Origin of the sequence: Pseudobacter ginsenosidimutans (assembly GCF_007970185.1) — a bacterium.
In the GTDB taxonomy this organism is placed as follows: domain Bacteria; phylum Bacteroidota; class Bacteroidia; order Chitinophagales; family Chitinophagaceae; genus Pseudobacter; species Pseudobacter ginsenosidimutans.
The window spans coordinates 1,378,001-1,404,032 of sequence record NZ_CP042431.1 but is presented as its reverse complement, the minus strand read 5'-3'; the positions used below and the strand labels follow the sequence as shown (position 1 = coordinate 1,404,032).

The window sequence follows — 26,032 nt, the reverse complement described above, 5'->3', positions numbered from 1 at the left end:
TCAAACACACAGCATAATGATAAAGAAACAATGGATCCTGATACTGGCTTCCTGCTTCCTGTTGAAGGTAGCAGCTGCACAGTCAACTAAAGAGACGCGTACCCTGATCGTGTTCTTTGACGGGCTCAGGCCCGATTACATCACTCCAGAACTGATGCCCAATCTCTATGCTTTCAAAAAGCAGGGTGCTTATGGAAAGAGCCACCACAGTGTGTTTCCAACAGTAACAAGAGTGAATTCCGCTTCTTATTCCACCGGTAGCTATCCGGTAACACATGGCCTCATGGGGAATTCAGTTTTCTTTCCGCAGGTAAGTCCTTCAAAAAGTCTCAACACAGGCGAAGCAGAAGACCTGATGAAGATCACAGAAGCTACACAAGGCAAACTGCTCACCACCGTTTCACTGGGTGAGATCATGCAATCTATCGGAAAGCGTATGATGGTATTCAGTTCAGGGTCTACCGGCCAGGCATACCTGCAAAACCACACCATCAGCGGCGGTGCGATCATCAACCCGGCAATGATCCTGCCAACAAGTATCAAAGACAGCATCTTCCGTGATCTCGGTCCGGTTGAGCCCGGCGGCAAACATAAATGGGTAACGGATGCGCTTATCCGCTATGGATTTGCGCCGAATGGGCCATTAGTTAGCGCTATCTGGTTCTCCGATCCAGATGGAACAGCACATGCCAAAGGCATTGGTTCTCCCGAAGCAGTGGCCAGCATCAAAGCAGTGGATGAACAGTTTGGCCGGATCGTGAGCACACTCAGGGAAAAAGGTCTCACATCTTTTTACAATATTCTCATTTCAACGGATCATGGTTTTATGACCCATGTAGGGCAGGGAAAGAAAAGCCTGAACCAGCTCCTCATCGAGAATGGCTTCAAGCAGAGCGAAACCTCTGAAGATATTGTAACTGCCGGAGGCGCTATTTATCTGAAAGATCAAAACCCTGAAACCATCAGAAAGATCGTGGCCATGCTGCAACCTCTGGAATTTGTAGGCGCCATTTTCACAAAGGCTGCCAAACCCGGCGATCAGCAAGGATTTGTACCAGGAACGCTGAGCTTTGAAACCATTCACTGGAACCATGCCCGGGCCGCGGACATACTGGTGGATGCCAACTGGGACGACAGGGTGAACAGCGCAGGTTATGCAGGTGCCAGTTATCTGCCGGGTGTTGCCGGCCATGGCACGCTCAGTCCCTGGGATGTGCATATTCCATTGATCGTTTCGGGACCTGCTTTCAAAAAAGGTTTTGAAACGGAGCTGCCCACTTCCAATGTGGATCTGGCGCCAACGGTGCTGCATATACTGAACATTCCTGTGCCCGCGGCGATGAATGGAAGAGTGATGAATGAGCTGCTGCAAAAGCCTGCGGCTAACGCGCTCAAAGCAGCGAAGAAGGAAACGATTGAGACTTCAACTGATTATCCGGGCGGAAAATACAAAGTAACGCTTACGCGCACTTTGTTGGGCGAGTATCAATATGTGGATGGAGCAAAAACAGAAAGGAAGTAAATGTCCGGAGAGCCGCCGGAACGCATATGTCTGGCGGCTCTACCAGGATTTTATTTATTCCAACCTGTATGATTAGTGTATAGTGTGAAAACCTGCATCCGTATTCATTTACCTAATTATACCCATTGATCAGGTTAACTACAACCTGAGTCATAATGTCAGCTATGCGTTTTGTTCCATCGTTTTTGTAGAGCAATGCATTTTTTCGGGGAACCAAACGAACAGAAAAGCAGCAATCCGTTTGTTTCCATCAGAAAAGGAGTGATTTTTCACAATGAAGTAGAGTAGGTTTGCTGCTTTTTCCTCAACACCAGGATATAACTCTTTGCCTCCAAAAGATTGATAGATTGTTGCGATAGAGCTTTTGAAAGATTCGTCTTTTTCATTTCCAAATAATGTGCTTCCTCCGAATTTTTCTTTTAACCCTTGTATTGCATTAATGGCTTCCTGGTAAGTAGCAAAAAAAGAAGGCTTTTGATGGGCTGCTACAATTGTTAGCTTCCGGTGGTCATATTTATCCAGGACGTCTAAAGCATAAGTATAGTCCGTTAAAACCTTCAGTAGTCCGTTTGCTTCATCAGAATTTAATGGATTTGACTCAATTACGTTGCTGAGTAACCGGACAGTCTGTTTCAGAGTATCCAATTGAATTGCTTTTTCTTGCAAAGCTCTTTCGTTCAATGCAAATCCCTTCGTCAGAAACTCTCTTAAAACATTATTCGCCCAAATGCGGAATTGAGTACCTCGCTTGGAATTCACTCTATAGCCAATAGAAATAATCATATCCAGATTAAACTATTCCAGATTTCTATTGACTTTTCTTTTCCCCTCTTGTCGAACTGTTCGGGTTTTCCGAACAGTTGCTTTTTCGTCTAACTCGTTAGAAATTAATATGTTTTTGATGTGCTCGCTTATGTTTGCCTAACTTGAACCAAATAAATCAAATATTTGGGCCTGCGTTAGCCAAACTGTATCTTCTTCCAAAATCACTTCAATGGACGTTTCCCCATCGGGAGTATCGTATATAAGGATTTTCCTGTCTTCCATAGCTACACAGCTTATAGGCTCTTCAGATTATCTTTTACAGGAACAGGTCCGGCATCAGTTTCTGATCCGGGTTCACTGCATACTTGCTGAAATCAGTGATCCCTTCTTTTTTCAGCACTTCTTCATCTGTGAAGAAATTACCGGTGCATTCAAAAGATGGCTGCTTGAGAATATGAAGCGCTGCTTCGGCCACTATTTCGGGTGTACGGCTACGTTGGATCAGGAAATCGCCACCTAATAAATTCTGTACTGCAGCAGTGGCAATGGTGGTGGCAGGCCAGAGCGCATTGGCGGCAATACGATGCGGCTTCAGTTCCTCCGCCAGTCCCAGTATCACCATGCTCATTCCATATTTGCTCATGGTATAGGCCAGGTGTTTGGAAAACCAGTTGGGGTCCATATTGAGGGGCGGGGAAAGATTGAGGATATGCGGGTTAATCGCTTTTTTCAAATGCGGGATGCAGGCCTGGCTCATGAAGAAAGTGCCGCGGACATTGATACCATGCATCAGGTCCCAGCGCTTGGGTTCCAGTTGTTCGGTGGAGGAAAGATTGATGGCGCTTGCATTATTCACGAGAATGTCTATGCCGCCAAACTTTGCTACCGTGTCATTTACCACTTGCTGGATGCTCTCTTCACTCCTTACATCCCCTGCAAGCGGCAGCACATTACCCTTACCTGCAGCCGCAATTTCTTCCGCAGCAGTAAAGATGGTTCCCTCCAGTTTGGGATGTGGCTCAGTGGTCTTTCCAACGATCGCAATATTGGCTCCTTCCTTTGCCAGCCGAATGGCTATGGATTTTCCGATGCCACGGCTTCCGCCCGTTATCAGCACTGTTTTGTTTTCCAGCAACATATGACAAGATGTTTAAAAATGTACAACTGTTGATTACAACTATAAATATATACGCTTTATCATGGCCAGGGAAAGATTGGGTAGTTGTACTAAAATACGGAAAAGTAGAATTACGATAGCTGCTGTAAATACTGAATTCTTAAAATAAAGCAAATATGCTCTTGCAAACGGAAGCGTTTGATTTTATGTTTGTACTGTTGATTGATTGAAACAAGGACGCCAATATCCAAAGCGAAAAACCGACCGAGCGACCGAAGTCCAACATCCTGACGAAAAAACCAAACCCGCCTAACCAACGGGGAATTAGAGAACCAATGTCCGAACAACCAGATTATCGTCCCGGTTCAGTCAATAGAACACTCGAAATCCAATAGCCCGCTGATCCAAGTATCCTAAGAAACGACTTGTAAAATTTGTACCTATTGATGACCCTGTACTGTTGGTAAGGTTTCGTACAAAGAAATTTTAAACAGTCCCGAAGTTCCTTCAGGACTGTTTTTTTATGTCAATGCTTAATTGGTAGCGAGGAGGATCTGCCAGGCGTCCTGCACTTTGCCCTGGTCCAGGAGTTGTTTGGCGTAGGTATGCAGTTCTTTTTCCATCTCATCCGGGTTCACGGAATAATACTGGAAAATATTCTTCAGGGTATCATCATGGAAAGATGGATCGATGATGGGCATTTCATGCACATTGCCGAGTTGTCCCAGGTTATTACCATTCAGGATCTTACTGCTGCGGATATGCGCAGGTAAGGCATCGATACCGATCCCCAGTTTTACATTCGGCTTTTCCACCTGGAAAAGATTGCTTTCATCCACTTTGCAGTACCAGTCGCCGCCAAGGCGGGCCACATGGTGCAGCTTGCGCTGGTCGATGAAATTCTTTTCGTTGAGGATACTATCGTGGATATGCATGCGCAGCACTTCGCAGATCACGAGATTGCCGGCGCCGCCTTCCGTACCGAGCGGTTTGATCTCCATTACATGGCATTCCATCTTCACTTTACTTTCCTTCACCATCGGAGGTTTTACGAGAGTGGCAGGTTCGGGCGTAAAGCCGGAAGGGCCAAACTCATTGATGTTTCGGGGAAACTCGCAACTGGCGAGGCTGGTCTGCTGCACCATATCGTAGTCCACGATATTGATCACCACTTCCGGAACTTCCAATACATTTTGCAGTGTGTGCTTGGTGGTATTGTCGCGCACACGGCGTGCCGGTGAAAAGATCACCACCGGGGGATTGGAAGAGAAGAGATTGAAAAAACTGAAGGGGCTCAGGTTCACCTGTCCATCTGCACCGATAGTGCTGGCGAAACAGATCGGTCTTGGCGCGATAGCGTGTTGCAGGTAATTCTGTCTTTCAACAGTAGAGATATTCTTGAGATCGATGATCATATCGCGTTAGTTTGCCTTCGTTACATTTTTCTTTTGTGCCAGGATGGAGAAGTTGTCGTCTTCGCGTACGATGGTATTGCTGAGGATGCCCAGTCCATCGATCTCCATTTCCACCACATCGCCTTCCTGTAACCATTGCTCCTGGTAATTGGGATCGTTGAGTTTACCGGTACCATTGAGTTCCAGGAAGCAGCCGGTGCCTACGGTGCCACTTCCGATCACATCACCTGCATGCAGGGTAACGCCGTAGGAAGCTCTTTCGATGATCTCGGCAAAGGTCCAGTCCATATCACCGATATTGCCATCGCTCACCTGTACACCATTTACGCGGCATTGCATGCGAAGGTTCCAGCACTTGCCTGTATGATTTTCTTTGGCAGGGATCTCAAATTGTTCCAGCTCATCCAGTGTTACCAGCCAGGGTCCGATCACGGTGGAAAAGTCTTTGCCTTTGCAGGGCCCGAGGTTGAGGAGCATCTCTTCCATCTGCAGTCTGCGAGCGCTCATATCGTTCATGATCATGAGACCGGCAATGTACTGATCGGCTTCGGCAGCGCGGATATTGCGGCCGGGTTTGCTGATCACGATGGCGGCTTCCAGCTCAAAGTCCAGCTTCTCGAAATGATCGGGCATGCAATGCACATCACCGGGGCCCTGGATGCTGAGGTGATTGGTCATGTATATGATGGGATACTGGTCAAACTCTTCGATCATCGGCACTTTACGGTTGCGGCGCGCTGCGGCAACGTGCTGACGGAATGCATATCCGTCGCGGCAACTGGGCGGATTGGGCACAGGAGCCAGGATATGAGCAGATTTGTAATCGAATCCTTTGGAGGGAGATACTTTGCCATCCTTGATATTCTTTTCCACTTTCAGCGCCATTGGATAGGCATCATCCCAGTAATGCAGGAACATGGCCATGCTCTGCGGCAGGTCCGGGTGCAACTCTTCCAGGTCATATAGTATACCGTCTACGTACATCGCAAGTCTGTCCTGCTCATTGAACAGGTAGGAAACCAGTTTCATATAAAGCAATTTATTGAGGCCTGCAAGATAGAACAATCGTTTGTAATCACGACCAGTGGCGGTCTGCCGCTGGCATCATTTTTAAACCCTTTTACATAATAACCAAATGCACCCTGTTATGGCAACAATAAATACGGAAAACCGAAACCGCTGCCGTTACCTACAAAGAAAAAGAACTGGCATCGCCGGAAGAAGTTGCAAAGGATGGGTACGATGCAATGATGAAAGGCGAAGCAAAGATCTTGTCAGGCATGAAAACAAAAATGAACGTTTTCATGGCCGGTATGATAGGGGAATGGAAAAGGCGGAAATCAACAGCGCAACAGGACAACAGAGTGACGACTATCCCAAAAACGATCATACAAAAGAAGTGGTGGCTGACCAGGCTGTGAGTTGATTGCCCGCAGAAAAACGCATAAGCGGCAAATTGAGTTTGTTCGTACCTTTTAGGCATGAAAAATTCTATTGCTGCCTTATTGTTCATTCTCACCGCCGTAACTACGCTCGCACAGGAAAAGACCGATCCCTGGCTGGATTCACTGATCCGGTCCCAGGCTTCACCATTCCTCAAGGATGTACTCAATCAGCCGGATACTTTTCAATATCAGTTCATCTATACACAGATCAACCGGGACAAGAACAATAAACCGCAATTCAGGAATTACTACCTGCATGTAAACAAGAACCGGTACTTCAACCCGGCAAGCATGGTAAAGCTGCCCACTGCACTGCTGGCCCTCGAAAAGATCAATACACTCAGTAAATATGGAGTGGACAAATATTCCACCATGCTTACCGATAGCTCATACGACCGGCAGACGCGCGTGGTGTGGGACAGTACTTCGGAAGATGGAATGCCCTCTGTTGCACATTATGTAAAAAAGATCTTCCTGGTAAGTGATAACGATGCCTACAACAGGCTCTATGAATTCGTAGGACAACAAATGCTCAATGAACGGCTCTGGAAAATGGGATACAGGCAAGCCCGCATCACGCGCCGTTTTGTAACCATGACCGAAGACCAGAACCGTCATACCAATCCCATCCGATTCAAGAGGAATGGAGATCTGCTCTTCATCCAGCCGCCGGCCTATTTTAGAAAGAATTTCGATTTCAGTAAAAAGATATTTGTAGGGAATGCGCATTACAATCGTGAAGACAGCCTGATACGATCTCCGATGGATTTCACCACCCACAATAATTTTCCGTTGGAATATTTGCAGCAGATCATGCAGTCTGTTATTTTCCCGGAAGCTGCACCGCGCTCCAAAAGATTCAAACTTACACCGGAGGATTACAGCTTCCTCTATCAATACATGAGCGAGCATCCTTCGGAAAGCGCTTATCCCTCTTACGATAGTTCTGAGTACTTCGACAGTTACACCAAATTCTTTTTCTTCAAAGCCGGCAGGGGCAAGATACCTCCGTATATCCGGTCATTCAACAAAACCGGCTGGTCATACGGCTTTCTTACGGATGTATGTTATATCGTGGATTTCAAAAACAATATTGAGTTCATGCTCAGTGGCACCATCTATACCAACAAAGACGGTATCCTCAACGATGACAGGTACGAATACGAACAAACAGGCTATCCCTGGTTCAGGGAAATGGGCAGCATCATTTATAACTATGAACTGCAACGTCAACGTACCTTTGCACCTGACCTGAAGGCATTTCAATTGCAGTATAAATAATTTCGCATGATGATCTTCCGCTTTTCCCTCGTTTCCCTGGCGTTGATGCTGACGATGAGCCTGACTTCAGTAGCGCAGCAAATTGTGCATGGCGCCATTGTGCGTGCAGATACAACACAGAAAAAGATTGCCATCGTATTTACGGCAGATGAATTTGGTGACGGTGCGGATATCATTACCGATGCGTTGAAGAAAGAGGGAGTAAAAGCATCTTTCTTTTTCACCGGCAGGTTCTACAGGAATAAGACGTTCACCAAAAAAATAGCACAGCTTAAAGCAGATGGTCATTATCTGGGACCTCACAGTGACCAACACCTGCTATATTGTGATTGGAAGAAAAGAGACAGTACACTGGTAACACAGCAGCAGTTCCGGAAGGACCTGCGTAAGAATTATGCAGCCATGAAAAAATTCGGCATCAGCAAAAGTGATGCGCATTTCTTTCTGCCTCCCTACGAATGGTACAATAAAGAGATTGCCCGGTGGACTGCAGCAGAAAACCTGCAGCTGATCAATTTCACCGGCGGTACCCTCAGCAATGCAGATTATACAACGCCCGATATGAAGAATTACAGAAGCAGCGAAGACATCCTGCAATCTGTCTGGCAATATGAATCACAGCGGCCTGCAGGGCTTAACGGATTTCTGCTGCTCCTTCATTTCGGAACCGACCCTAAACGAACCGATAAGCTCTACCGGCGCCTCCCGGAACTGCTGCAGTTTCTGAAGGCTAAAGGATATGAGCTGGTTAGTGTGGATCAATTGAACTTTCCCCAACCCGGGCTGTAAGAAATTCTGGAATAACTTTGTCAGGATGTTCCAACAATGAACAAAAAAACCTGTTCCTTGTTGAACAATAGAATTACTTTCTGGTTATAACCCATACCCCTTCTCGACCGATACCATACGTAACAGAAATCCTTTTGTTATGGAGAAGGCAACCAAACCACAGTTTACCAAGAGTGAACCCGCGGCAGAAGCCGCATTTCAAAAGCTGCGCAAGGATGTAAATGAGCTTATTACCAAATTGGAGCCATCCCGCAGGAAGAATATTGTTTTTAAAGCATTATTGTTTCCGCTATTGTACATAGCCACCTATACATCATTGTTGTTATGGGGAGGAAATGATTACATTTTTTTTGCCAGCTATCTCCTGTTGGGCGTAACACTGGTAATGATCTTTCTCAATACCATTCACGATGCCGTTCACGGAACGATCTTCAACCAAAAATGGGCCAATGAAATCTACGTCTACTTTTTTGATCTGATGGGTGCAAACAGTTATGTGTGGCGCTTACGTCATGTAAGGTTCCACCACAATTATCCAAACGTGGAAGGTTGGGATACGGATATTGAGCAAAGCAGTCTTGCCAGGATCTTTCCAACAGGTAAGGTGTCGCCCTTCCACAAATACCAGCATATCTACCTGCCGTTGTTGTATCCGCTGTATCTCTTCAACTGGCTGCTGTTGCGGGATTTCAAGGATTTCTTCAACAAACGCAAGACCATTTGGAAATTGGTGAACATACCACGGAAGGAATATATGAAGCTCTTTGTTTTCAAAGCGGCATTTCTGTTCTACCTGCTGGTGATTCCACACTGGGTATTGTCGGTAGTCTGGTTGAAGATCATCACAGGATTCCTGTTGATGCTATTCACAGCCAGTATCTTCTCACTGATGGTATTACTGAGCCCGCACGCGAATACCGATTCGGAGTTTCCGGTGCCCGACGAACTAAACAAATTACCGCATAACTGGATGATGCATATGCTTACCACTACCAATGATGTGAGCCACGACAACTGGTTCACCCGGTTTTTCATGGGCTCATTCAACTTCCATGTAGTGCATCATTTGTTCCCCAATGTGAACCATGTGTATTACCCGGAGATCACAGGATTGCTGCAGCAGTATGCGCGGCAATACGGCCTGCCTTACAGGCAGTACTCCCTGAGAGTAAGCCTGAGCAACCATTTCAGGTTACTCAAACAGAACGGTGCAACTGAAAATATCTTTGAAGAAACGATGTAGGCGCAAATCTTGTATTATTTTTGTATAAACCCGGGTATTATGAAATTTGAAAAGATCCATAACAAGGGACAGGCACAGTTATTCAAGAACCGTTATCTGGAGATGCTCACGAAAACGCACCCGCTCGTGATCTGGGGAATGTATCTGCCTGTTTTTGTGGGAATGCCCTGGTATGCTGCCGCGAAGCTCGGCTATTCCGGATGGAGAATTGCAGCTATTTATATTGCCGGAATGTTTTTCTGGACCTTCTTTGAATATATAATGCACCGCTGGATCTTTCACATGATAGCTGAAAGTCCGCGTGCACAGAAGATCATCTACGTGATGCATGGTAATCACCATCATTTTCCCCGCGACAGGGAAAGGCTGTTCATGCCGCCAATCCCCAGCCTGCTGATCTCCGGTACTATCTTTGGAATCATGTATCTCCTGATGCGCGGCAATGCTTTCATGTTCTTCCCCGGTTTCATTCTCGGCTACCTGATGTATGGAAGCATGCACTATGCCATTCATGCCTGGAATCCTCCCTTCAAATGGATGAAACCATTATGGCGCAATCACCACCTGCATCATTACAAAGATGAAGGCAAAGGTTATGGCGTTAGCACTACTATCTGGGACAGGGTATTCGGTACCATGTTCGACCTGAAGAAAGAAAAGGAAGACAAAGAGAAGGTGAAGGAACTGATGTACCAGAAATAAAATCAAAAAACAACGCGGTAGGTCCTGTGGATCTTATCTCTTTTAGCGCCTGTGGCTTCATGGATGCTCATCATCTTATCATTGAAGTCGCCTACCCAGGCCAGTTCTACACCCTTGATGGTATTGCGTGGTAATACTTCCAGCTGGAGGCAGCGGATCAGCGCTGATTCGATACCGTGATTCTGGTATTTCTTCTTGCATCCCATGATGATGATGCGGAGCCTGTCGATGGTTGTACGTTTCTTGTACCAGAGGAATTTAAGCTTTCCCCAGAGATTGAGTTTGCCGTTCACATGACGGAGGATCTGGTTCACATCAGGAAGACAGAGTACAAAAGCAATCGGTTCATCGCGGTAATAAGCGAACCAGATGATCTTCTCATCCATGATGGCCTGCATTTGACGGAAACTTTCCTTGATGGTGCCCATCTCAATCGGCGTGAAATTCTCGAAATCGCTCCAGGCATTGTTGTAGATCTCCTGGAAATCTGCGGCGAATTTATCGAACTGGCGTTTATCGAAATGTTTGAAACTGTAGCCGGGTTTTTTCATTACCCAGTCGGCAATTTTGGTGAACCTTTCCGGCAAGGGAATGGTGGCATCCAGGAAATTGGTGAACTGGTCGTATTGTTTTTTGAAGCCATAGGCTTCGAAGAAATCGATGTAGTAGGAAGGATTGTAGTTCATGCCCAGGCTGGGTGGCTTAAATCCTTCAATGAGCAGTCCCCAGAATTTGTCGTTCTCACCAAAATTGATGGGGCCGTCCATGGCTTGCATGCCGTGCTTTCTGAGCCATTCTTTGGCGGTATCGAAGAGGAGGAAAGCCGCTTTCTGGTCGTTGATGCATTCGAAAAAACCGACACCACCGGTGGGCTGCTGGTTCTTGTGTGCTTTTTCTTCATTCACGAATGCGGCAATGCGGCCGATAGTTTCGCCCTGACTGTTTTTGAGCAGCCAGCGGGTACAAACGCCATGTGAGAAAAATACATTCCTGTTTGGATCAAAAACTGCCTCAACATCGTTGTGAAGCGGGCTGATCCAATTAGAGTCGGTCCTGTATAATTTCCCCGGGAATTCAATAAACTCCCTCGCAGAAAGGGAGTCATTTACCTCTATGACGTTCATGCTGCGAACTTAGCTTAATTTCACCATTTCTCGTCATCCGGAATAGGAGAGTTTGGCCTGAAATTGTCACGGCTTTGAGCCTTGGCCAGCATCCTTTCAATGATCAATGCCGCAATCAGCGAGCCTGCATCGGCATCCGGATGATCTTTCAAAACTTGTTTTACTTTCAGCTCGCTAACATCTATCCTGTACAAAATGTTTACCAGTGAGGGAAAATCATTACCCACCAGGTAGTTTATTCTGGCTGCCAGAAAACGTTCGAATTCTTCCTGGTTTCCTTCCGGCAGATCAAAAAATGGGCGCAGGGTTTCCTGCACAAACATTATGTTTTTATGTACGCTCAAATGATTAAATTTATAATCCCGACATAAATGTACGATATACCAGCATGCTGGTAATGAACCTTATTTCTTAGATCCTCTGCAATAAATATCCTTATCCGGTTATGCGGCTAAGTGCGTTGCTTATTGCAGTTTTATTGTTTTCGGCCGGCGTTCTCCAGGCACAACGTACAAAGTACGGCGTGGTGAATGGAACAGTGCTGGATTCTGCCAGCCGCCAACCGGTGGAGGCTGCTACCATTTCTGTATTCCTGCTCCAGGATTCCTCCCTCATCAATTACGTGCTCACCAACCGGAAAGGACAGTTCCAGGTAAAGGACGTGCCAATCGGCAAACCCTGCCAGTTACTCATCTCCTACAATGGCCTCAAGAGCTATACCCGGCCTTTCTCCATTGCTGAAGACAAAGCAGACACCACGCTGCCTCCAATTCGTTTAGGCAAGGCCGTGAAAGAACTGGAAGAAGTGATGGTGGTTGGACTGCGGCCTCCCATGGTGATCAAAAAAGATACGGTCGAATTCAATGCCGGCGCCTTTAAAACCATGCCCAACGCCGTGCTGGAAGATCTGGTGAAACAGTTGCCAGGCATCGATGTGGACAAAGACGGCAACCTCACCATGAATGGCAGAAAAATAGAAAAGATCACCATCGATGGAAAAGATTTCTTCGGCAATGATCCGCAAATGGCCCTGAAAAATCTTCCAAGAAGTATCATCGATAAGATACAGGTCACTGACAATAAAACCAGGCAGGCGCAGTTCAATAAAACCACCACCGGCGACGAAAACAAAGTACTGAACCTCACTTTGAAAAAAGACCAGAACCAGGGATGGTTCGGCCGCGCTTATGGTGGATACGGCTCTGAAGACCGCTATGATGCCGGAGGCAATATGAATATGTTCAACAGTGAGAAACAGGTAAGCATTATCGCCACTGCCAACAATACCAACCGCTCCAGCGCCGGCATGGGCAGCTTCGGAATCAGCAATGCACAGAGCAGCCTCGGCGGAGGCGGCTCGGGCTTCACCGATACAAAAACAGGAGGACTTAATTTCAGCAATGTGTTCAGCAAGAAACTCACTTTGGCCAGCAGCTATTTCTACAACAGGAATTTTTTCGAGAACAACACACGTACGCAAAGACAATACATCCTGGCTGAAGATGATCTCAGTATTTATGACTATCATTCCCTCAATACCAATTCCAGTACCAATAACAATCATCGTCTCAATGTGAGCATCGATTACAGGCCGGATTCAATGACCAGTCTTTACCTGAATGGAGCATACGGAAAAATGAAGGGATACTCCGGCTCCGTGAATGATGCCAGCTCAAAAGGAAGAACAGGCACCCTGCTCAATACAAGTTTCAATGAATTGAGCGGAACAAATGATGGCAATGATTTGGTTGCAGAATTCTTTATCGGAAGAAGATTCAAAAAAGAAGGGAGAAGCCTGTCCCTGAACCTGAATTACGGATCGAATAATTCCAATACGAATGACCTCAACAAGGGAAATATCTGGTTGCTGAAACAGGATGGGGCGGATTCTTCCAGCCTGCTGAACCAGCGTAGCGTGCTTTCCAGCGATAACAGGAATTATGGTTTTTCTATCGGTTATACAGAACCGGTAGCAAAGGATCTGAGCATCCTGTTCCGGTACAATTACCGGGTTACTGACGGAAACTCTGACAAGAATACCGGCCGCTTCAACGATGGAACCAAGGAGTACGATATCATTGATTCTGCATTGACCGATGCCTTCACCAATCGTTCAGTTGTAAGCAATCCCGATGTGAGCCTGAACTACTCGAAGAACAACAAATACAGGATCAATGCAGGGTTTGGCATGCAATGGATGCGCCAAAAAAATACATCGCGGATACAGGAGGATATGGACCAGCGATTCACCAATATCTTCCCCACAGCCAGCATCGCCTGGCAGTTCAACAAAACGGGTGAGCTTTCATTTTTCTACAGCGGCAGTAACCAGCAACCAGCTCCCCAGCAATTGCAACCTGTTCCGGATAACAGCAATCCGTTGTACATCATTATGGGGAATCCCGATCTGCGCCCGGCTTTCAGTCACAACTTCAGTTTATCCGTCAGACAATCCAAAGGCACTTTCTATTGGTATACTTCCATGAATTTTTCTACCACTTCCAACATGATCATTACAGAAACATATTTCGATGAACTGAGAAGACAGGTAAGCAGGCCACTGAACATGAACGGAAATTACTCCACATCAGGAAATGCAACAGTGAGCAAGACATGGAAATCGAAAGACTTTACCTTTCGCGCAAACTCCAGTCTGGGCGGATCTTTCAACCGGAATATGTCCAGGATCGATAAGCAGGATCTGGAATCGAAGTCATACGGATTGAATGCAAGATTGTTCCTGACCGGTACGTACAGGGACCTGCTCAACCTGATGCCTGCTTATACTGTCCGCTTCAGTGATTCAAAGTACAGTGTTGTGCAGAACCAGGACGCATCGAGTGTTACACATAGCCTCTCAACAGATTTTTTCATCAACTGGCCGAAGCGGCTGATCATCGAAAACAATATCTCCTATATCTACAACAGCCGCATTGCGCCCGGATTCAGGAAGGGCGTTACCAGCTGGAATGCAGCTGCCAATTACCAGATGTTCAAAAATAAAAGGGGAGTACTTCGGTTTGCCATCTACGATATACTCAAACAGAACACCAATGTGAACAGGACTATTTCACAGAACTATATCCAGGATGTTCAGGTGGATGTATTGCAACAATATTATTTGGTGAGCTTTCTCTATACCTTCCAGAGTTTTGGAGGTAAGAAGGAATGATCAGAATTTCTCCATCACACCAAGTCCGAATAAAGCGAAATCAAAGCGGGCAGGATCTTCGGGATCGAGCTGGCGTAACCATTTTGTGAGCTCAAGTGCAGCGAGCCAGTCTGTTTGAGTACGTTGCAGGAGATCGAACTTTTTGGCCACCCGCGCCACATGGAGGTCCATGGGGCAGATAAGCTGAGCAGGCGAGATCTTTTTCCAGATGCCGAAATCCACGCCTTTGTTATCTCTGCGCACCATCCAGCGGAGGTACATGCTGAGGCGTTTGCAGGTGGAGCCTCTTGCAGGTGTGGCGATATGTTTCCTTGTTCTGTAAGGCACATCTTCCAGTGAAAAGAAATAATCATAGAATCCTCTCAGGCCAAATTCGATCGTTTCATCTTTCTTATTCATGCCTTTGAGGAAGGCGGCTTCCAGGCTTTTGTGCGCATGATAATGCTGGTGGAGGAACTCTATGAAGTAGAGCAGGTCCGTGGCGTTGAAAGTTCGGTGTTTGAAGGCAGTGAGCTGCTGTAATTTTTGCGGGCTGCTATCGAGGATGAACTGGTGAGGGGCCATGTCCATCAGTTCCATCAGCTCTCTGGTTTTTTTGATGATAGTGGTACGGTTACCCCAGGCAAAGATGGAAGCAAAGAATCCCGCGATCTCTATGTCCTGCTGTTTGGAGAACAGGTGAGGAATAGAGATCGGGTCGTCTTTAATGAAAGAAGGCTGATTGTATTCAGCCGCTTTCTTTATCAGGAAAGCTTTAAGCGATTCGGTGGATGTCATGTTTATCCTTCAATTGCCTGGCGGAGGTCTTCGATGAGATCATCCGCGTCTTCGATGCCCACGCTCAGCCTGATGAGAGAATCAGACAGGCCGTTCTTCACGCGCTCTTCGCGGGGAATGCTGGCGTGCGTCATGGATGCGGGGTGATTGATGAGTGATTCAACGCCTCCGAGGCTTTCGGCCAGGGAAAAGAGTTTGGTAGACGATAACACTTTGGTAGCGGTAGCTACGCTGTCGTCTTTCAGTGTGAAGCTCATCATACCGCCAAAGCCACGCATCTGTTTGGAGGCGATAGCATAACCGGGATGATCTTCAAACCCGCACCAGTACACTTTTCCAACTTTAGAATGATTGCGGAGGAAGTTGGCAATCCTGATGCCATTCTCGCAATGACGCTGCATACGAACATGCAGGGTTTTGATACCACGCAGCACGAGGAAGCAATCCATCGGCCCTGGCACAGCTCCGCAGCTCTTTTGGATAAAGTAGAGTTGCTCGCGCAGGGAGTCATCGTTCATCACCAGTGCTCCCTGGATCACATCGCTATGGCCGCCGAGATACTTGGTGGCGGAATGCAACACGATATCAGCACCCAGATCCAGCGGGTTCTGCAGATAGGGAGAAGCGAACGTATTGTCTACGCAAACCAGTGCTTTCGCTGCTTTGCCAATAGCCACCACTGCGGCGATATCTGTAACGTTGAGCAAAGGATTGGTAGGCGTTTCAACCCAGATCAGCTTTGTTTTTGGAGTGATGGCCTTGCTGATATTGGCGGTGTCTGTCATATCCACGAAGCTGAATTTGATACCAGCTTTCTCGTAAATTTTCGTGAACAGGCGATAAGTGCCACCGTACATATCATTGCCTGCAACCACTTCGTCGCCGGGCACCAGCAGTTTCAATACTGCATCGGTAGCTGCTACGCCGCTGCTGAAGGCCAGTCCGTGCTTTCCATTCTCGATCACTGCCAGAGCTTCTTCCAGCGCATGTCTGGTGGGATTCTGTGAGCGTGCATACTCATATCCCTTGTTTTTGCCGGGTGCTTCCTGAACATAAGTGGAGGTCTGATAGATGGGCGTCATGATGGCGCCGGTTGACGGGTCCGGTTCAGTTCCGGCATGAATGAATTTAGTTGCGAGCTTCATAGATTTTCAGAATTGGTTTACAAAGATGCACAATAAAAGCCGGATTTCCAGTTTAACAGAAGCTTAACCTGCCTTTCCCGGATACCCTGTAACATTTTGCAAACACTGTGTGGGTCTGCATTTGATGCCTCTCGTCCTAAACCGTACACTGCGTACATCTGCGAAATACTTCGTATTGCTTATCATGTAGCTCCCGCCAGTACCAATTTGCTTGACTTCGGTTATAGATGCTATTATTTTTGAGTCGTGAATCTGATCAACATAGTTCACCCATAAAAAAGTATAGCCATGAAAAAAGTTTTCTTCATCCTGTGCAGTGCACTGATCACAGTTGCAGCCTCTGCATTCACAGCACCAGACCCGAACGAGAAAGTGCTGAAATCATTCAATGAAACATTCGCCAACGCCGAAGAGGTGAAATGGGCGGAATACGAAAATTATTACACCGTAAGCTTTGTGAGTGGTAAGATCCGCGCCAAAGTGAATTACGATAAAGACGGGAATATGCTTGGCTCTACCCGTTACTATACGCCTAACCTGTTACCGATCGGGATCCTCAATCAGGTAAAGAAAGCACATCCCAAAAAGACATTGTTTGGAGTAACCGAGATCAACGCCAATGGTGAAGTGTATTACTACATCAAAATGGAAGACGCCAAATGGTGGACAACCATTAAAGTTGACGACTCAGGCAACTCCAGTGTGTACGAGAGATACAAAAAGGGATAACCTGGCCTGGCCAGTGCGTACCTCTCAGCCGAATAAGTCTATCTATCTTAACAACGTACCGGCCGCCAGATATCTCCAGTCGAAATTTTCAGCCGCATGGATTTCCAGCGGCTGAATTTTTTTATGTAAGACAGCAGGCTGAAGAATGCCTTTGTTCACTAATGTCCGCTTTGCCTCCTGCGCAAAATCCTGCACATCGGGTAACTGCATCCACTCTTGTTGCGGCGTTTCAAATCCGGTCTTATCTTTTCTCCATACGATCGAATCGGGTAGTTTGGATTGCATAGCCTGGCGGAGGATCCACTTGGTAAAGCCATTTCTTATCTTGAGTGTGGGTGGCAGGCTGAAAATAAATTCCACTAATTGATGATGGAGGAAAGGAAGTCTTACTTCACAGCCATGCGCCATAGAGTTGCGGTCTGCATATTGAAGCAGTTCTTCCAGTCCGTTGAGAAAGCTGTTATAGTACAGCATACCATTCAATGAATCGATATGCGGGCGGGCATAATGTGACTGACCGTAGGCTTCAACAAAGTTTGGCGCAAGGTCAGGATGATGTTGCTGCTTCCTCGTTTTTGATCTCATGAGAAAGGCTGAAGCAAAAGAAGGGAATTTGCCTGCGAGTTGTTCTTTCCATCCCCAACCAATTGCGATGCCCAGTTCTTTTGTAGCCTGCATTTCCTGTTGCTGCAGTGAACGGTTATTCCTTCCCAGTTCCTGCCAGAAGCCCTGGTAATATTTATGGTAGCCGGCTAAAATTTCATCTGCACCTTGTCCATCCAGCAATACAGTAACCCCATGTTGTTTCGCCAGCTGGAATACCCTGAACTGCGCGATGGTGCCTGAAGATTGAAAAGGAGTTTCCTGGTGATAACAGACCTTCCCGAAATCATTCAGCATATTGGCAGCAGATGGTTGAACATCGTGTGATGCCACTCCAAGCTGATGAACTACAGTGTTGATATGTTTCGATTCGTCCCTTGCAAATCCCGGAAAGATAGCGGAGAAAGTATGTACGGGTGAATTGGTGAGCTCACAAACAGTGGCCAGTACAGAGGAACTGTCCAGCCCGCCGCTGAGAGAAGTGCCAACAGTTACATCGCTTCTCAGCCTGTTGCTGACCGATTGTGTGAACAACTCACGGAAACGGTCAATCGCTTTTTCAGTGGTAATGGAATGATCCGTTTGCCTTGCATCGATATCCCAGTAATGATGTATTGAAAGTAATTGTGAAGGCAGGTCGTATACGAGGTAGTGTCTTGCGGGCAGCTGTGAAATATTCCTGTAGAAGCTCCTGGCGGGATTGCCCGGATGCCGGATGTATCCGAGTGTGAGGTAGTTGTACAGCATCTGTTCGTCCACCTGTTTTTCCACGCCTGCGGCCCAGAGGGCTTTCATTTCACTGGCGAAAAGAAATTGATCATCGTCTTTGTAATAAAAGAATGGCTTCTCTCCAAAGCGGTCCCTGGCGGCGAAGAGTTGTTGTTCTTTGCTATCCCAGATGGCAAAGGCAAACATGCCTTCGAATTGTTCCAGGCATTGGTGGCCATAGCAATCGAATGCGGCGAGGATCACTTCCGTATCGGAATGTGAAGAGAACTGGTAGCCTTTCTGTTGAAGGGTTTGTTTGAGTTCCCTGTAATTGTAGATCTCGCCGTTGTGCACGATATGGTATCGCTGGAGGTATTCCATTGGCTGAGCGGCGGCCTGGCTGAGATCGATGATGGCCAGGCGGCGATGAGCCAGTCCCGCACTACCGTTATTATATAGCCGAATATCGGCGTCATCAGGTCCGCGGTGCGCAATGGCAGCGCTCATCAGTTGAAGCCTGTTGGGGCTTACCAGCGAAGGATTGGAAGATAAGATGCCTGCGATGCCACACATAATGGCAACAAGTTAATACTTAATAGGCAGTATTGCTCTTACGCTATCCCATTCCATAACCAGTTGCATTCCTTTTTCCACGGGTATGAATTCCATGGTGAACACTTCGAAAGGGAAGTTGGTCCTGGCGATGGGAATATTGAATTTGAAAACGTCTTTGGTGGAATCTATTTTAAGCCCCCAGGTATAGAGGTCATTGTTGAGGATCATCGTCCATTCATTTTCCCAGGGAATGGCATAGAGTACATAACGGCCTTTGGGCACGGTTTTGCCGTTGATTGTAACGTCTCTGAAGAATTCGAGCTCAGTGGCTTCATTGGCGCCCATTCTCCAGGTGCTGCCATACTTGACCACTTCTCCGAAGATGGTGCGGCCGCCTTTTTGCGGCCTGCTGAAGATCACCCTGGCGATGGGCGGCTCAAGGTTGGGATGCGCCATTTTCAGTTTGGGATATTCAACCGGGAAATAGGCCATATCCATCGGGCTCTTGTCCAGTCCTGCCTGAGCAAGACGGTCGGCGGCATTGCCTGCGGGGTGCTGATTAACGGTAACGGTATTGCTTCCTTTGCTTTGTTTGGTTTCACAAGCGCCAAGGAGGCTGCCGGCAAGCAGGGCAATGAAAAAGATATTAGAACGGGTTGCAAACATATTAAAATGTAAAGGGTATGGAAGCTTTCACGGCATCCCACATGACGATGAGATTAGCGCCGCTATTGGCTTTTTCGAAAACCATCGTGAATGCTTCAGCAGGGTCCTGTGTTTTTTCAGGGGTAATGTCCACACGCAGTGCGTCTTTTGCCTGATCGTACTGGAATGCGCCCCAGATGTCGGTTTCCCTGTTGAAGATAACGGTCCATTTATCCTGAGTGGGGATGGCATACATGGTATACCTTCCTTTCTTCAATTTATTTCCTTTGACCGTTGCATCTTTATAAAGTTCAATTTCGGTTGCTTCATTGGCGCCGAGCCTCCAGATCTTTCCATATTCCACCAGTTCTCCGAAAACAGAGCGTCCATTCTTCAGAGGCCTGCTGTACACCACGCGGGCGCAAAGTGGTTCGGTAACTTTATTCTGGATGCGTAAAACGGGATAATTACATGGGTAGTAGCTCATGTCCATGGGCGACTTGTCTACAGCGGGGGGCCTGGTTTGGGCGGAAGCGGTTACAATTCCAGCGCACAAAAGAAACATCATCATCCTGTACTTCATACCTGATAACATTGATTTGAATCGCAAAAATAACAGTTTAAAGGCGGAAAATTATTTCTCTAAAGTACGAGCGGCGGGTGAAATTTGGTTGGGTAGTTTTATTCTCCGTCCAGTTGCAGCAATCTTCCAGCAGCATAGGCTTTCAGGGCCGGGAAGAACTGGTTGTACAGATCTTGCAGCCGGGTGTAATGGGATTCGAAGATTTCGAATGCCGGTCCGGAATCCGTGAGCCAGGCCGATCTTCTCACCAATCCTTCAAAACTGCGTGCGATGCCGGATCGTTGCCTGTAAAAGAAGAGCCAGTTCTGGGACTTCATATATGGGAACATGCCCTGGAATTTTTCAGGAAAGATGGCGTATTGCCTTTCCAGAGTCTGGTAGACCTGCTGCGAAAAATCGAAAAGCGATTCTTCCGTGAAGATGCCGGGATCATTGGCCAGAAAATGATCAAAGGTTACATCAATGAAAGCAGGACCATACAATCTGTAGACTGGTCTGAAGAGATCGGCTCCTGCCCTGGTAGCCGGATGCTCATCTGTAAAAGCATCGATATCACGGTGAAGCGCAATGCCTTTTTGGATGCCGGTGGTATAGCCGAACTTCTTTTTTCCTTTTACAAAATCACTGATCATATTGCCGGCGAGGATATCCGGCCGGTCGAACGAGAGGTATGCGTGGGCTAAAAAATTCACAGAACAATTTACCATTTTTTGAATGGCTTTCCAAAACGATGAGGCGCCATCAAAATGATAAACGGTAACTGTCTTCCAATTTAACGTTGGCTTAACTACGCATTGGGAGAAAGTTGGCGAATCGGAGCAATATGAGTGTGGGTGCTGGTTTGGGAGGATTCTAAATTCGAAAGGAACAATTTCGTGGTAGGATGAGTGTTGTATTTGCGCGGCAATCTGCCATTGGTCAATATTAGCTGTGCGCACTGATTTTACGGATTAATTTTGTGTTGCTCATCCGGACAAGTGCAGCAATTTACCCGGGGCATTTTTGAGCGATCCTGTAACAAAGTATCCGAACCTGCGTCTTATAATATAGTCCTGTATCCACGTAATTAACATAGTCAGTACAATCAATCTATATAATCATTCAACAATGAAAAAGTTAGTCTTAATGGGCGTATTCACAATGATGGTTGCTTTGAGCAGCTTTGCCCATAACGGAGAAGAAGTAAATGAAAATGTTCTCCGCGCTTTCAACAAAGAATTTGCAGATGCTCAGGATGTAAACTGGGAAGTTGGTAAAACCGTTCTGAAAGCTACATTCCGTTTGAACGGTCAGGTTTTGTTCGCTTACTATCAGGAAACGGGCAACCTGGTGGCAGTAACAAGGAATATTATGTCTGGTCAGTTGCCAATCACATTGCTGGCAGACCTGAAGAGGAATTACCAGGAATACTGGATCACAGACTTGTTTGAGATCTCCGCCGCCGACAGTACAAATTACTATATCACCCTGCAGAGTGCCGATCAGACGATCATTCTGAAATCAAGTGGCGTGCAGGGCTGGCAAACGTTCAGGAAGCAAAAAGCCTCCTAAGCGCTCAACTCAGTTTTAGTTGGTTTTAGTTGGAAAGATGAGTCCTTTCGCATCAGCGGGAGGACTTTTGTTTTGGCGGCCATCATTCTCCCAATTATGTTACCTTTGCCGCCATAAAACCAATCATAATAGATCATGAGTAAAGGACCTATCTCACAATTTATCCAGCATCATTACCGTCACTTCAATGCGGCGGCGCTGGTGGATGCTGCTAAAGGTTATGAAACCCATTTACTGGAAGGAGGAAAAATGATGGTGACGCTCGCCGGCGCCATGAGTACAGCAGAGCTGGGTGTTTCACTGGCCGAGATGATCCGTCAGGATAAAGTGCAGATCATTAGTTGCACAGGCGCCAACCTCGAAGAGGATATCATGAACCTCGTGGCGCACTCGCATTACAAACGCATTCCCAATTACCGTGATCTTACTCCCGAGCAGGAGTTCGAGCTCCTCGAAAAAGGATTGAATCGCGTTACTGATACCTGTATCCCTGAAGAAGAAGCATTCCGCAAGATCCAGCAACATATCGCCAAAATATGGAAAGATGCAGATGCTGCAGGTGAAAGATATTTCCCCCATGAATTCATGTACAAGCTCCTGCTGAGCAAAGTGATGGAAGAAGGATATGAGATCGATCCGAAAGATAGCTGGATGATCGCCGCTGCTGAAAAGAACCTGCCGATCATTGTTCCGGGTTGGGAAGACAGCACCATGGGCAATATCTTCGCGTCTTATGTGATCAAGAATGAAGTGAAAGCCACTACCATGAAGAGTGGTATCGAGTATATGGTTTGGCTGGCCGATTGGTACCGTCAAAACAGCGGAGGCAAAGGTGTTGGCTTCTTCCAGATCGGTGGCGGCATTGCAGGTGATTTCCCAATCTGTGTAGTGCCCATGATGTACCAGGATCTCGAATGGCATGATGTTCCGTTCTGGAGCTATTTCTGCCAGATCTCCGATTCCACCACCTCTTACGGATCTTACTCAGGCGCTGTGCCAAACGAGAAGATCACCTGGGGTAAGCTGGACATCCATACGCCCAAATTCATTGTTGAAAGTGATGCTACCATCGTAGCTCCATTAATATTCGCCTACCTCCTCGGCTGGTAAGCTGAGTTTATTATTACCGGTCAGCTATTATTTCGGTTAAACAAATCCGTTATATCAGCTGACCGGTTTTTTATTGCTGCAATTCATCAGCCTGATGCACCTTTTCTCTCGCCATCTCACCCACTCAGGACAAAGGGTGATATTGGTAGCCGGCCTTTGAAACGTAAGCGAAAAAGCTCCAATAGAATTACCTCCGTCCCATCCTCCCTGCAAAAGCCCAATAATTATCCTCCCGCGCTGGTTCGTTTCACCGCCGCCGACCAATATCCCCTTTGTCTCCACCCACACAACCTCATAGGGGTTTTCGTTAATCGGATGTTTATTAAGAAAACGACCAAATATTACTGATTATATTATCGTTAACTTCAATTTCAACTTATAACCCAAACAAGGTACCCAAATGCAACGATTGCGACTGCTGATTGGCAAAGGATTTCATTGCCGGTACGGCCCTATTTATCTCCTGGTGATCATCTATCTCACCATTACGTTTTCCACCCGTGTTGCCTTACTGATCCGCGTTCACGATGTTTTCGACTGGAGTTTAAAAAACATTGCCGGCGTTTTTGGTATCGGACTGCTGTATGATCTTGCGGTAAGCTCTTACATTATCATTCCCTTTGTAGTGCATATCTGGTTCACCAATGAGAAGGCTTATGCTCCCCGGGCCTGGAAGTGGACAACATTGCTTTACCTGGTATTGATCCTGCTGCTGGTGTTCACGCAACTGGTGCCGGAAGATTTCAATGCAGACCTGCGCAAAGCAGTAATAGGGCTGGTGATATTGCGCATGGGTATCTTTTTATTCCTGGCTTACAGGGGCAGGGAATTCAGGCATAAATGGAGAAGGGCTGTGTTGTTTGCAGACTTCGGCCTTGTGATCTTTCTCCTGCTTTTCAATGCCGTGAGTGAATGGTTTTTCTGGAATGAATTTTCGGGCCGGTATAATTTCATTGCGGTTGACTATCTGATTTATACCAATGAAGTGGTGGGTAATATTCGCGAGTCCTATCCGGTGGGCTGGATCATCTTTGTAGTTGTTGTGCTCACTTTTTCCATTCTCTATATCAGTAAGAACATAATCAGGCAAAGCACGAAAGTGAGTATGAAGTTCAGTAAACGCAGTATGATCGCTACCTGTTTCCTGCTGCTGCCGGCCATCACTACTTTTTCGCTCGACAATCAGCTCAAAAAATTCAGCAATAATGCATATGCCAATGAATTGGCGGGCAACGGACTGTTTGAATTTGCAGCCGCCTTTCACAATAATGAGCTGGATTTCTACAGGTACTATAAAGCGCTCAACGATGAAGAAGCATTCCGCATTCTGCGTGAACAACTAACGGTTCCCAATAGCCGGTTCCTGAGCGATGATCCATTCGATCTTGAAAGACAGATCAGTTATGCGTCCCCGGAGAAAAAGATGAATGTGGTGATGATCAGTGTTGAAAGCCTGTCAGCCAGTTTCATGAAGGCTTTCGGAAATGATCAGAACATTACACCCTGCCTTGACAGCCTTAGCCAGCACGGCATATTCTTCAGGAATCTTTATGCGAGTGGAACCCGCACGGTACGTGGGTTAGAGGCTCTGTCGCTTTCCATTCCGCCTACACCGGGTCAGAGTGTGGTGAAGCGTCCGGAGAACAATGATCTGTTTTCACTTGGCAGCGTATTCAGGTCAAAAGGATATACCACACAATACATTTACGGCGGCTATGGCTACTTCGATAATATGAATGCTTTTTTCTCGGGTAATGGTTATGAAGTGGTGGACAGAACTGCCCTGAAACCTGAAGATATCCATTATGCCAATATCTGGGGAGTTGCGGATGAAGACCTGTTCACGCTTGCACTGAACAAACTGGATGAGAATTACCGGCAAAAGAAGCCTTTCTTTTCACAGATCATGACCGTGTCTAATCACAGGCCTTACACTTATCCTGATGGACGGATCGATATTCCTTCACATACACAAAGCCGTGAAGGTGCTGTAAAATATACAGACTATGCTATCGGGAAATTCATTCGCGAAGCATCGGTGAAGCCCTGGTTCAACAATACTGTGTTTGTGATTGTTGCGGATCATTGCGCCGGAAGTGCCGGCAGTGTTGAATTACCGGTCACAGGCTATCATATCCCCATGCTGATCTACAGTCCGGCAAATATTGCACCGCAGCAATTTGACAGGCTCACGGCGCAGATCGATATTGCCCCCACGATCCTGGGATTGCTGAAATTCAATTACCGCTCCAGGTTTTTCGGACAGGATATTTTCGCTTTGCCAGAAGGGAGGGAGCGTGCTTTGATCAGCACCTACCAGGGGCTGGGATACTTGCGCAATAACCAGTTGGTGATACAATCACCTGTACACCAGGTTGATCAGTTCAGGCCTGATTTTGCAACAGGGAATGCAGTTCGTGTGTCTGTAACCGATAGTTTGGCAGGCCAGGCGATTGCGTATTATCAGGCAGCTGCCTGGTTGCTGAAGCATAAAAAGTATAACAAGTAACGTCCGCATTCAGGAAATAAAAATGCCAGACTTTTCAGGTCTGGCATTTTATTATGAAGCAGAATAATATTGCTCAGGAACAGGCGATCTTATTCACCCTTGTCTGGTGCCTTCCTCCTTCAAACGGAGTTTCAATAAAGAGGCTTACCATATTGATGGCATAATCCAGCGCCACAAAACGCGCAGGAATACAGATCACATTGGCGTCGTTGTGCTGACGGATGAGTTTTGCTACTTCGGTCTCAAAGGCAAGGCCGGCACGAATTCCCTGGTGCTTGTTGGCTGTGATAGCTACTCCGTTGGCGCTTCCGCAGATGAGGATACCGAAGGCCACTTCTCCTTTCTCCACTGCATCGGAAACAGGATGCGCATAATCAGGATAGTCAACGGACTTGTTTTCGTAAACGCCCATATCGGTCACCTGGTAACCTTTTTCATTCAGCCATTTTACGATAGCTGTTTTGTATTCAAAGCCCGCGTGGTCGCAACCGATGGCTACTGGTAATGTAAGATTGAATGAAGACATATGACAAGTTGAAAAG

At 46.7% G+C, this 26,032-nt stretch carries 23 protein-coding genes; 10 read left to right on the top strand and 13 right to left on the bottom strand.

From position 1 onward, the window contains the following. The first annotated feature begins 16 nt into the window (after positions 1 to 16). A complete protein-coding gene (locus FSB84_RS05715; RefSeq protein ID WP_130542480.1) occupies positions 17 to 1,522 on the top strand; it encodes an alkaline phosphatase family protein in 1,506 nt (501 codons plus the stop codon). A gap of 162 nt (positions 1,523 to 1,684) precedes the next feature. On the opposite strand, the gene rhuM is transcribed toward FSB84_RS05715, so the two are convergent. The 4 genes from rhuM to FSB84_RS05695 form a co-directional block, all read right to left on the bottom strand. Further along, positions 1,685 to 2,305: a Fic family protein gene (rhuM, locus tag FSB84_RS05710; RefSeq protein ID WP_225979987.1), complete on the bottom strand. Its 621-nt coding sequence runs from the start codon at positions 2,303 to 2,305 to the stop codon at positions 1,685 to 1,687. A gap of 298 nt (positions 2,306 to 2,603) precedes the next feature. Next, positions 2,604 to 3,425, bottom strand: coding sequence for an SDR family oxidoreductase (locus tag FSB84_RS05705; protein ID WP_130542481.1), 822 nt, complete (start codon positions 3,423 to 3,425; stop codon positions 2,604 to 2,606). Between the two features lie 512 nt (positions 3,426 to 3,937). Continuing rightward, on the bottom strand, positions 3,938 to 4,819 hold the full coding sequence (locus FSB84_RS05700) for a flavin reductase family protein (protein WP_130542482.1): 882 nt from the start codon (positions 4,817 to 4,819) through the stop codon (positions 3,938 to 3,940). Between the two features lie 6 nt (positions 4,820 to 4,825). Beyond that, positions 4,826 to 5,848, bottom strand: coding sequence for a fumarylacetoacetate hydrolase family protein (locus FSB84_RS05695; protein WP_130542483.1), 1,023 nt, complete (start codon positions 5,846 to 5,848; stop codon positions 4,826 to 4,828). Positions 5,849 to 6,300: 452 nt separating this feature from the next. Here FSB84_RS05695 and FSB84_RS05690 point away from each other — a divergent pair, with 452 nt between their 5' ends. The 4 genes from FSB84_RS05690 (at position 6,301) to FSB84_RS05675 (ending at position 10,279) form a co-directional block, all read left to right on the top strand. Next, on the top strand, positions 6,301 to 7,545 hold the full coding sequence (locus FSB84_RS05690; RefSeq protein ID WP_130542484.1) for a serine hydrolase: 1,245 nt from the start codon (positions 6,301 to 6,303) through the stop codon (positions 7,543 to 7,545). Positions 7,546 to 7,551: 6 nt separating this feature from the next. Next, the gene (locus FSB84_RS05685) at positions 7,552 to 8,334 is read left to right on the top strand and encodes a polysaccharide deacetylase family protein (protein ID WP_130542485.1); all 783 of its coding nucleotides are present in this window, start codon (positions 7,552 to 7,554) and stop codon (positions 8,332 to 8,334) included. 139 nt (positions 8,335 to 8,473) lie between these two features. Beyond that, positions 8,474 to 9,577, top strand: a complete 1,104-nt coding sequence (locus FSB84_RS05680) for a fatty acid desaturase family protein (RefSeq protein ID WP_130542486.1) — start codon at positions 8,474 to 8,476, stop codon at positions 9,575 to 9,577. A gap of 39 nt (positions 9,578 to 9,616) precedes the next feature. Further along, positions 9,617 to 10,279, top strand: a complete 663-nt coding sequence (locus FSB84_RS05675) for a sterol desaturase family protein (protein WP_130542487.1) — start codon at positions 9,617 to 9,619, stop codon at positions 10,277 to 10,279. Between the two features lie 2 nt (positions 10,280 to 10,281). Here the strand turns inward: FSB84_RS05675 and FSB84_RS05670 are convergent, their stop codons facing one another. Together FSB84_RS05670 and FSB84_RS05665 are read right to left on the bottom strand one after the other, a co-directional pair. Then, a complete protein-coding gene (locus FSB84_RS05670) occupies positions 10,282 to 11,403 on the bottom strand; it encodes a GNAT family N-acetyltransferase (protein ID WP_130542488.1) in 1,122 nt (373 codons plus the stop codon). A 20-nt stretch (positions 11,404 to 11,423) separates the two neighbouring features. Then, on the bottom strand, positions 11,424 to 11,747 hold the full coding sequence (locus tag FSB84_RS05665) for a hypothetical protein (RefSeq protein ID WP_130542489.1): 324 nt from the start codon (positions 11,745 to 11,747) through the stop codon (positions 11,424 to 11,426). A 101-nt stretch (positions 11,748 to 11,848) separates the two neighbouring features. On the opposite strand from FSB84_RS05665, the gene FSB84_RS05660 reads away from it, so the two are divergent. Then, positions 11,849 to 14,575, top strand: a complete 2,727-nt coding sequence (locus FSB84_RS05660) for an outer membrane beta-barrel protein (protein ID WP_130542490.1) — start codon at positions 11,849 to 11,851, stop codon at positions 14,573 to 14,575. Here FSB84_RS05660 and FSB84_RS05655 read toward each other — a convergent pair whose 3' ends face one another. Both FSB84_RS05655 and FSB84_RS05650 read right to left on the bottom strand, forming a co-directional pair. Next, positions 14,576 to 15,352 carry a TIGR02757 family protein gene (locus tag FSB84_RS05655; RefSeq protein ID WP_130542491.1) on the bottom strand — a complete coding sequence of 259 codons (777 nt, stop codon included), beginning with the start codon at positions 15,350 to 15,352 and terminating at the stop codon, positions 14,576 to 14,578. Positions 15,353 to 15,354: 2 nt separating this feature from the next. Further along, the gene (locus FSB84_RS05650) at positions 15,355 to 16,497 is read right to left on the bottom strand and encodes a cystathionine gamma-synthase (RefSeq protein ID WP_130542492.1); all 1,143 of its coding nucleotides are present in this window, start codon (positions 16,495 to 16,497) and stop codon (positions 15,355 to 15,357) included. A 288-nt stretch (positions 16,498 to 16,785) separates the two neighbouring features. Here FSB84_RS05650 and FSB84_RS05645 point away from each other — a divergent pair, with 288 nt between their 5' ends. After that, on the top strand, positions 16,786 to 17,226 hold the full coding sequence (locus FSB84_RS05645) for a hypothetical protein (protein ID WP_130542493.1): 441 nt from the start codon (positions 16,786 to 16,788) through the stop codon (positions 17,224 to 17,226). A 42-nt stretch (positions 17,227 to 17,268) separates the two neighbouring features. Here FSB84_RS05645 and asnB read toward each other — a convergent pair whose 3' ends face one another. The 4 genes from asnB to FSB84_RS05625 all read right to left on the bottom strand — a co-directional run bounded on the left by asnB (position 17,269) and on the right by FSB84_RS05625 (position 21,012). After that, positions 17,269 to 19,110: an asparagine synthase (glutamine-hydrolyzing) gene (asnB, locus tag FSB84_RS05640; protein WP_130542494.1), complete on the bottom strand. Its 1,842-nt coding sequence runs from the start codon at positions 19,108 to 19,110 to the stop codon at positions 17,269 to 17,271. Between the two features lie 12 nt (positions 19,111 to 19,122). Further along, positions 19,123 to 19,758, bottom strand: a complete 636-nt coding sequence (locus FSB84_RS05635) for a DUF2911 domain-containing protein (protein ID WP_130542495.1) — start codon at positions 19,756 to 19,758, stop codon at positions 19,123 to 19,125. Between the two features lies 1 nt (position 19,759). Continuing rightward, positions 19,760 to 20,347, bottom strand: a complete 588-nt coding sequence (locus FSB84_RS05630; RefSeq protein ID WP_225979986.1) for a DUF2911 domain-containing protein — start codon at positions 20,345 to 20,347, stop codon at positions 19,760 to 19,762. A 71-nt stretch (positions 20,348 to 20,418) separates the two neighbouring features. Further along, the gene (locus FSB84_RS05625) at positions 20,419 to 21,012 is read right to left on the bottom strand and encodes an acyl carrier protein phosphodiesterase (RefSeq protein ID WP_130542497.1); all 594 of its coding nucleotides are present in this window, start codon (positions 21,010 to 21,012) and stop codon (positions 20,419 to 20,421) included. Between the two features lie 415 nt (positions 21,013 to 21,427). Between FSB84_RS05625 and FSB84_RS05620 the strand changes: the two genes are divergently transcribed. The 3 genes from FSB84_RS05620 to FSB84_RS05610 all read left to right on the top strand — a co-directional run bounded on the left by FSB84_RS05620 (position 21,428) and on the right by FSB84_RS05610 (position 25,490). Then, entirely contained in the window at positions 21,428 to 21,871 is a 444-nt protein-coding gene (locus FSB84_RS05620; RefSeq protein WP_130542498.1) for a hypothetical protein, read from the top strand. A gap of 135 nt (positions 21,872 to 22,006) precedes the next feature. Continuing rightward, positions 22,007 to 22,981 carry a deoxyhypusine synthase family protein gene (locus FSB84_RS05615; protein WP_130542499.1) on the top strand — a complete coding sequence of 325 codons (975 nt, stop codon included), beginning with the start codon at positions 22,007 to 22,009 and terminating at the stop codon, positions 22,979 to 22,981. 400 nt (positions 22,982 to 23,381) lie between these two features. Continuing rightward, the gene (locus FSB84_RS05610; RefSeq protein ID WP_130542500.1) at positions 23,382 to 25,490 is read left to right on the top strand and encodes an LTA synthase family protein; all 2,109 of its coding nucleotides are present in this window, start codon (positions 23,382 to 23,384) and stop codon (positions 25,488 to 25,490) included. 73 nt (positions 25,491 to 25,563) lie between these two features. Here the strand turns inward: FSB84_RS05610 and rpiB are convergent, their stop codons facing one another. Then, positions 25,564 to 26,016, bottom strand: a complete 453-nt coding sequence (gene rpiB, locus FSB84_RS05605; RefSeq protein ID WP_130542501.1) for a ribose 5-phosphate isomerase B — start codon at positions 26,014 to 26,016, stop codon at positions 25,564 to 25,566. Positions 26,017 to 26,032 lie beyond the last annotated feature (16 nt).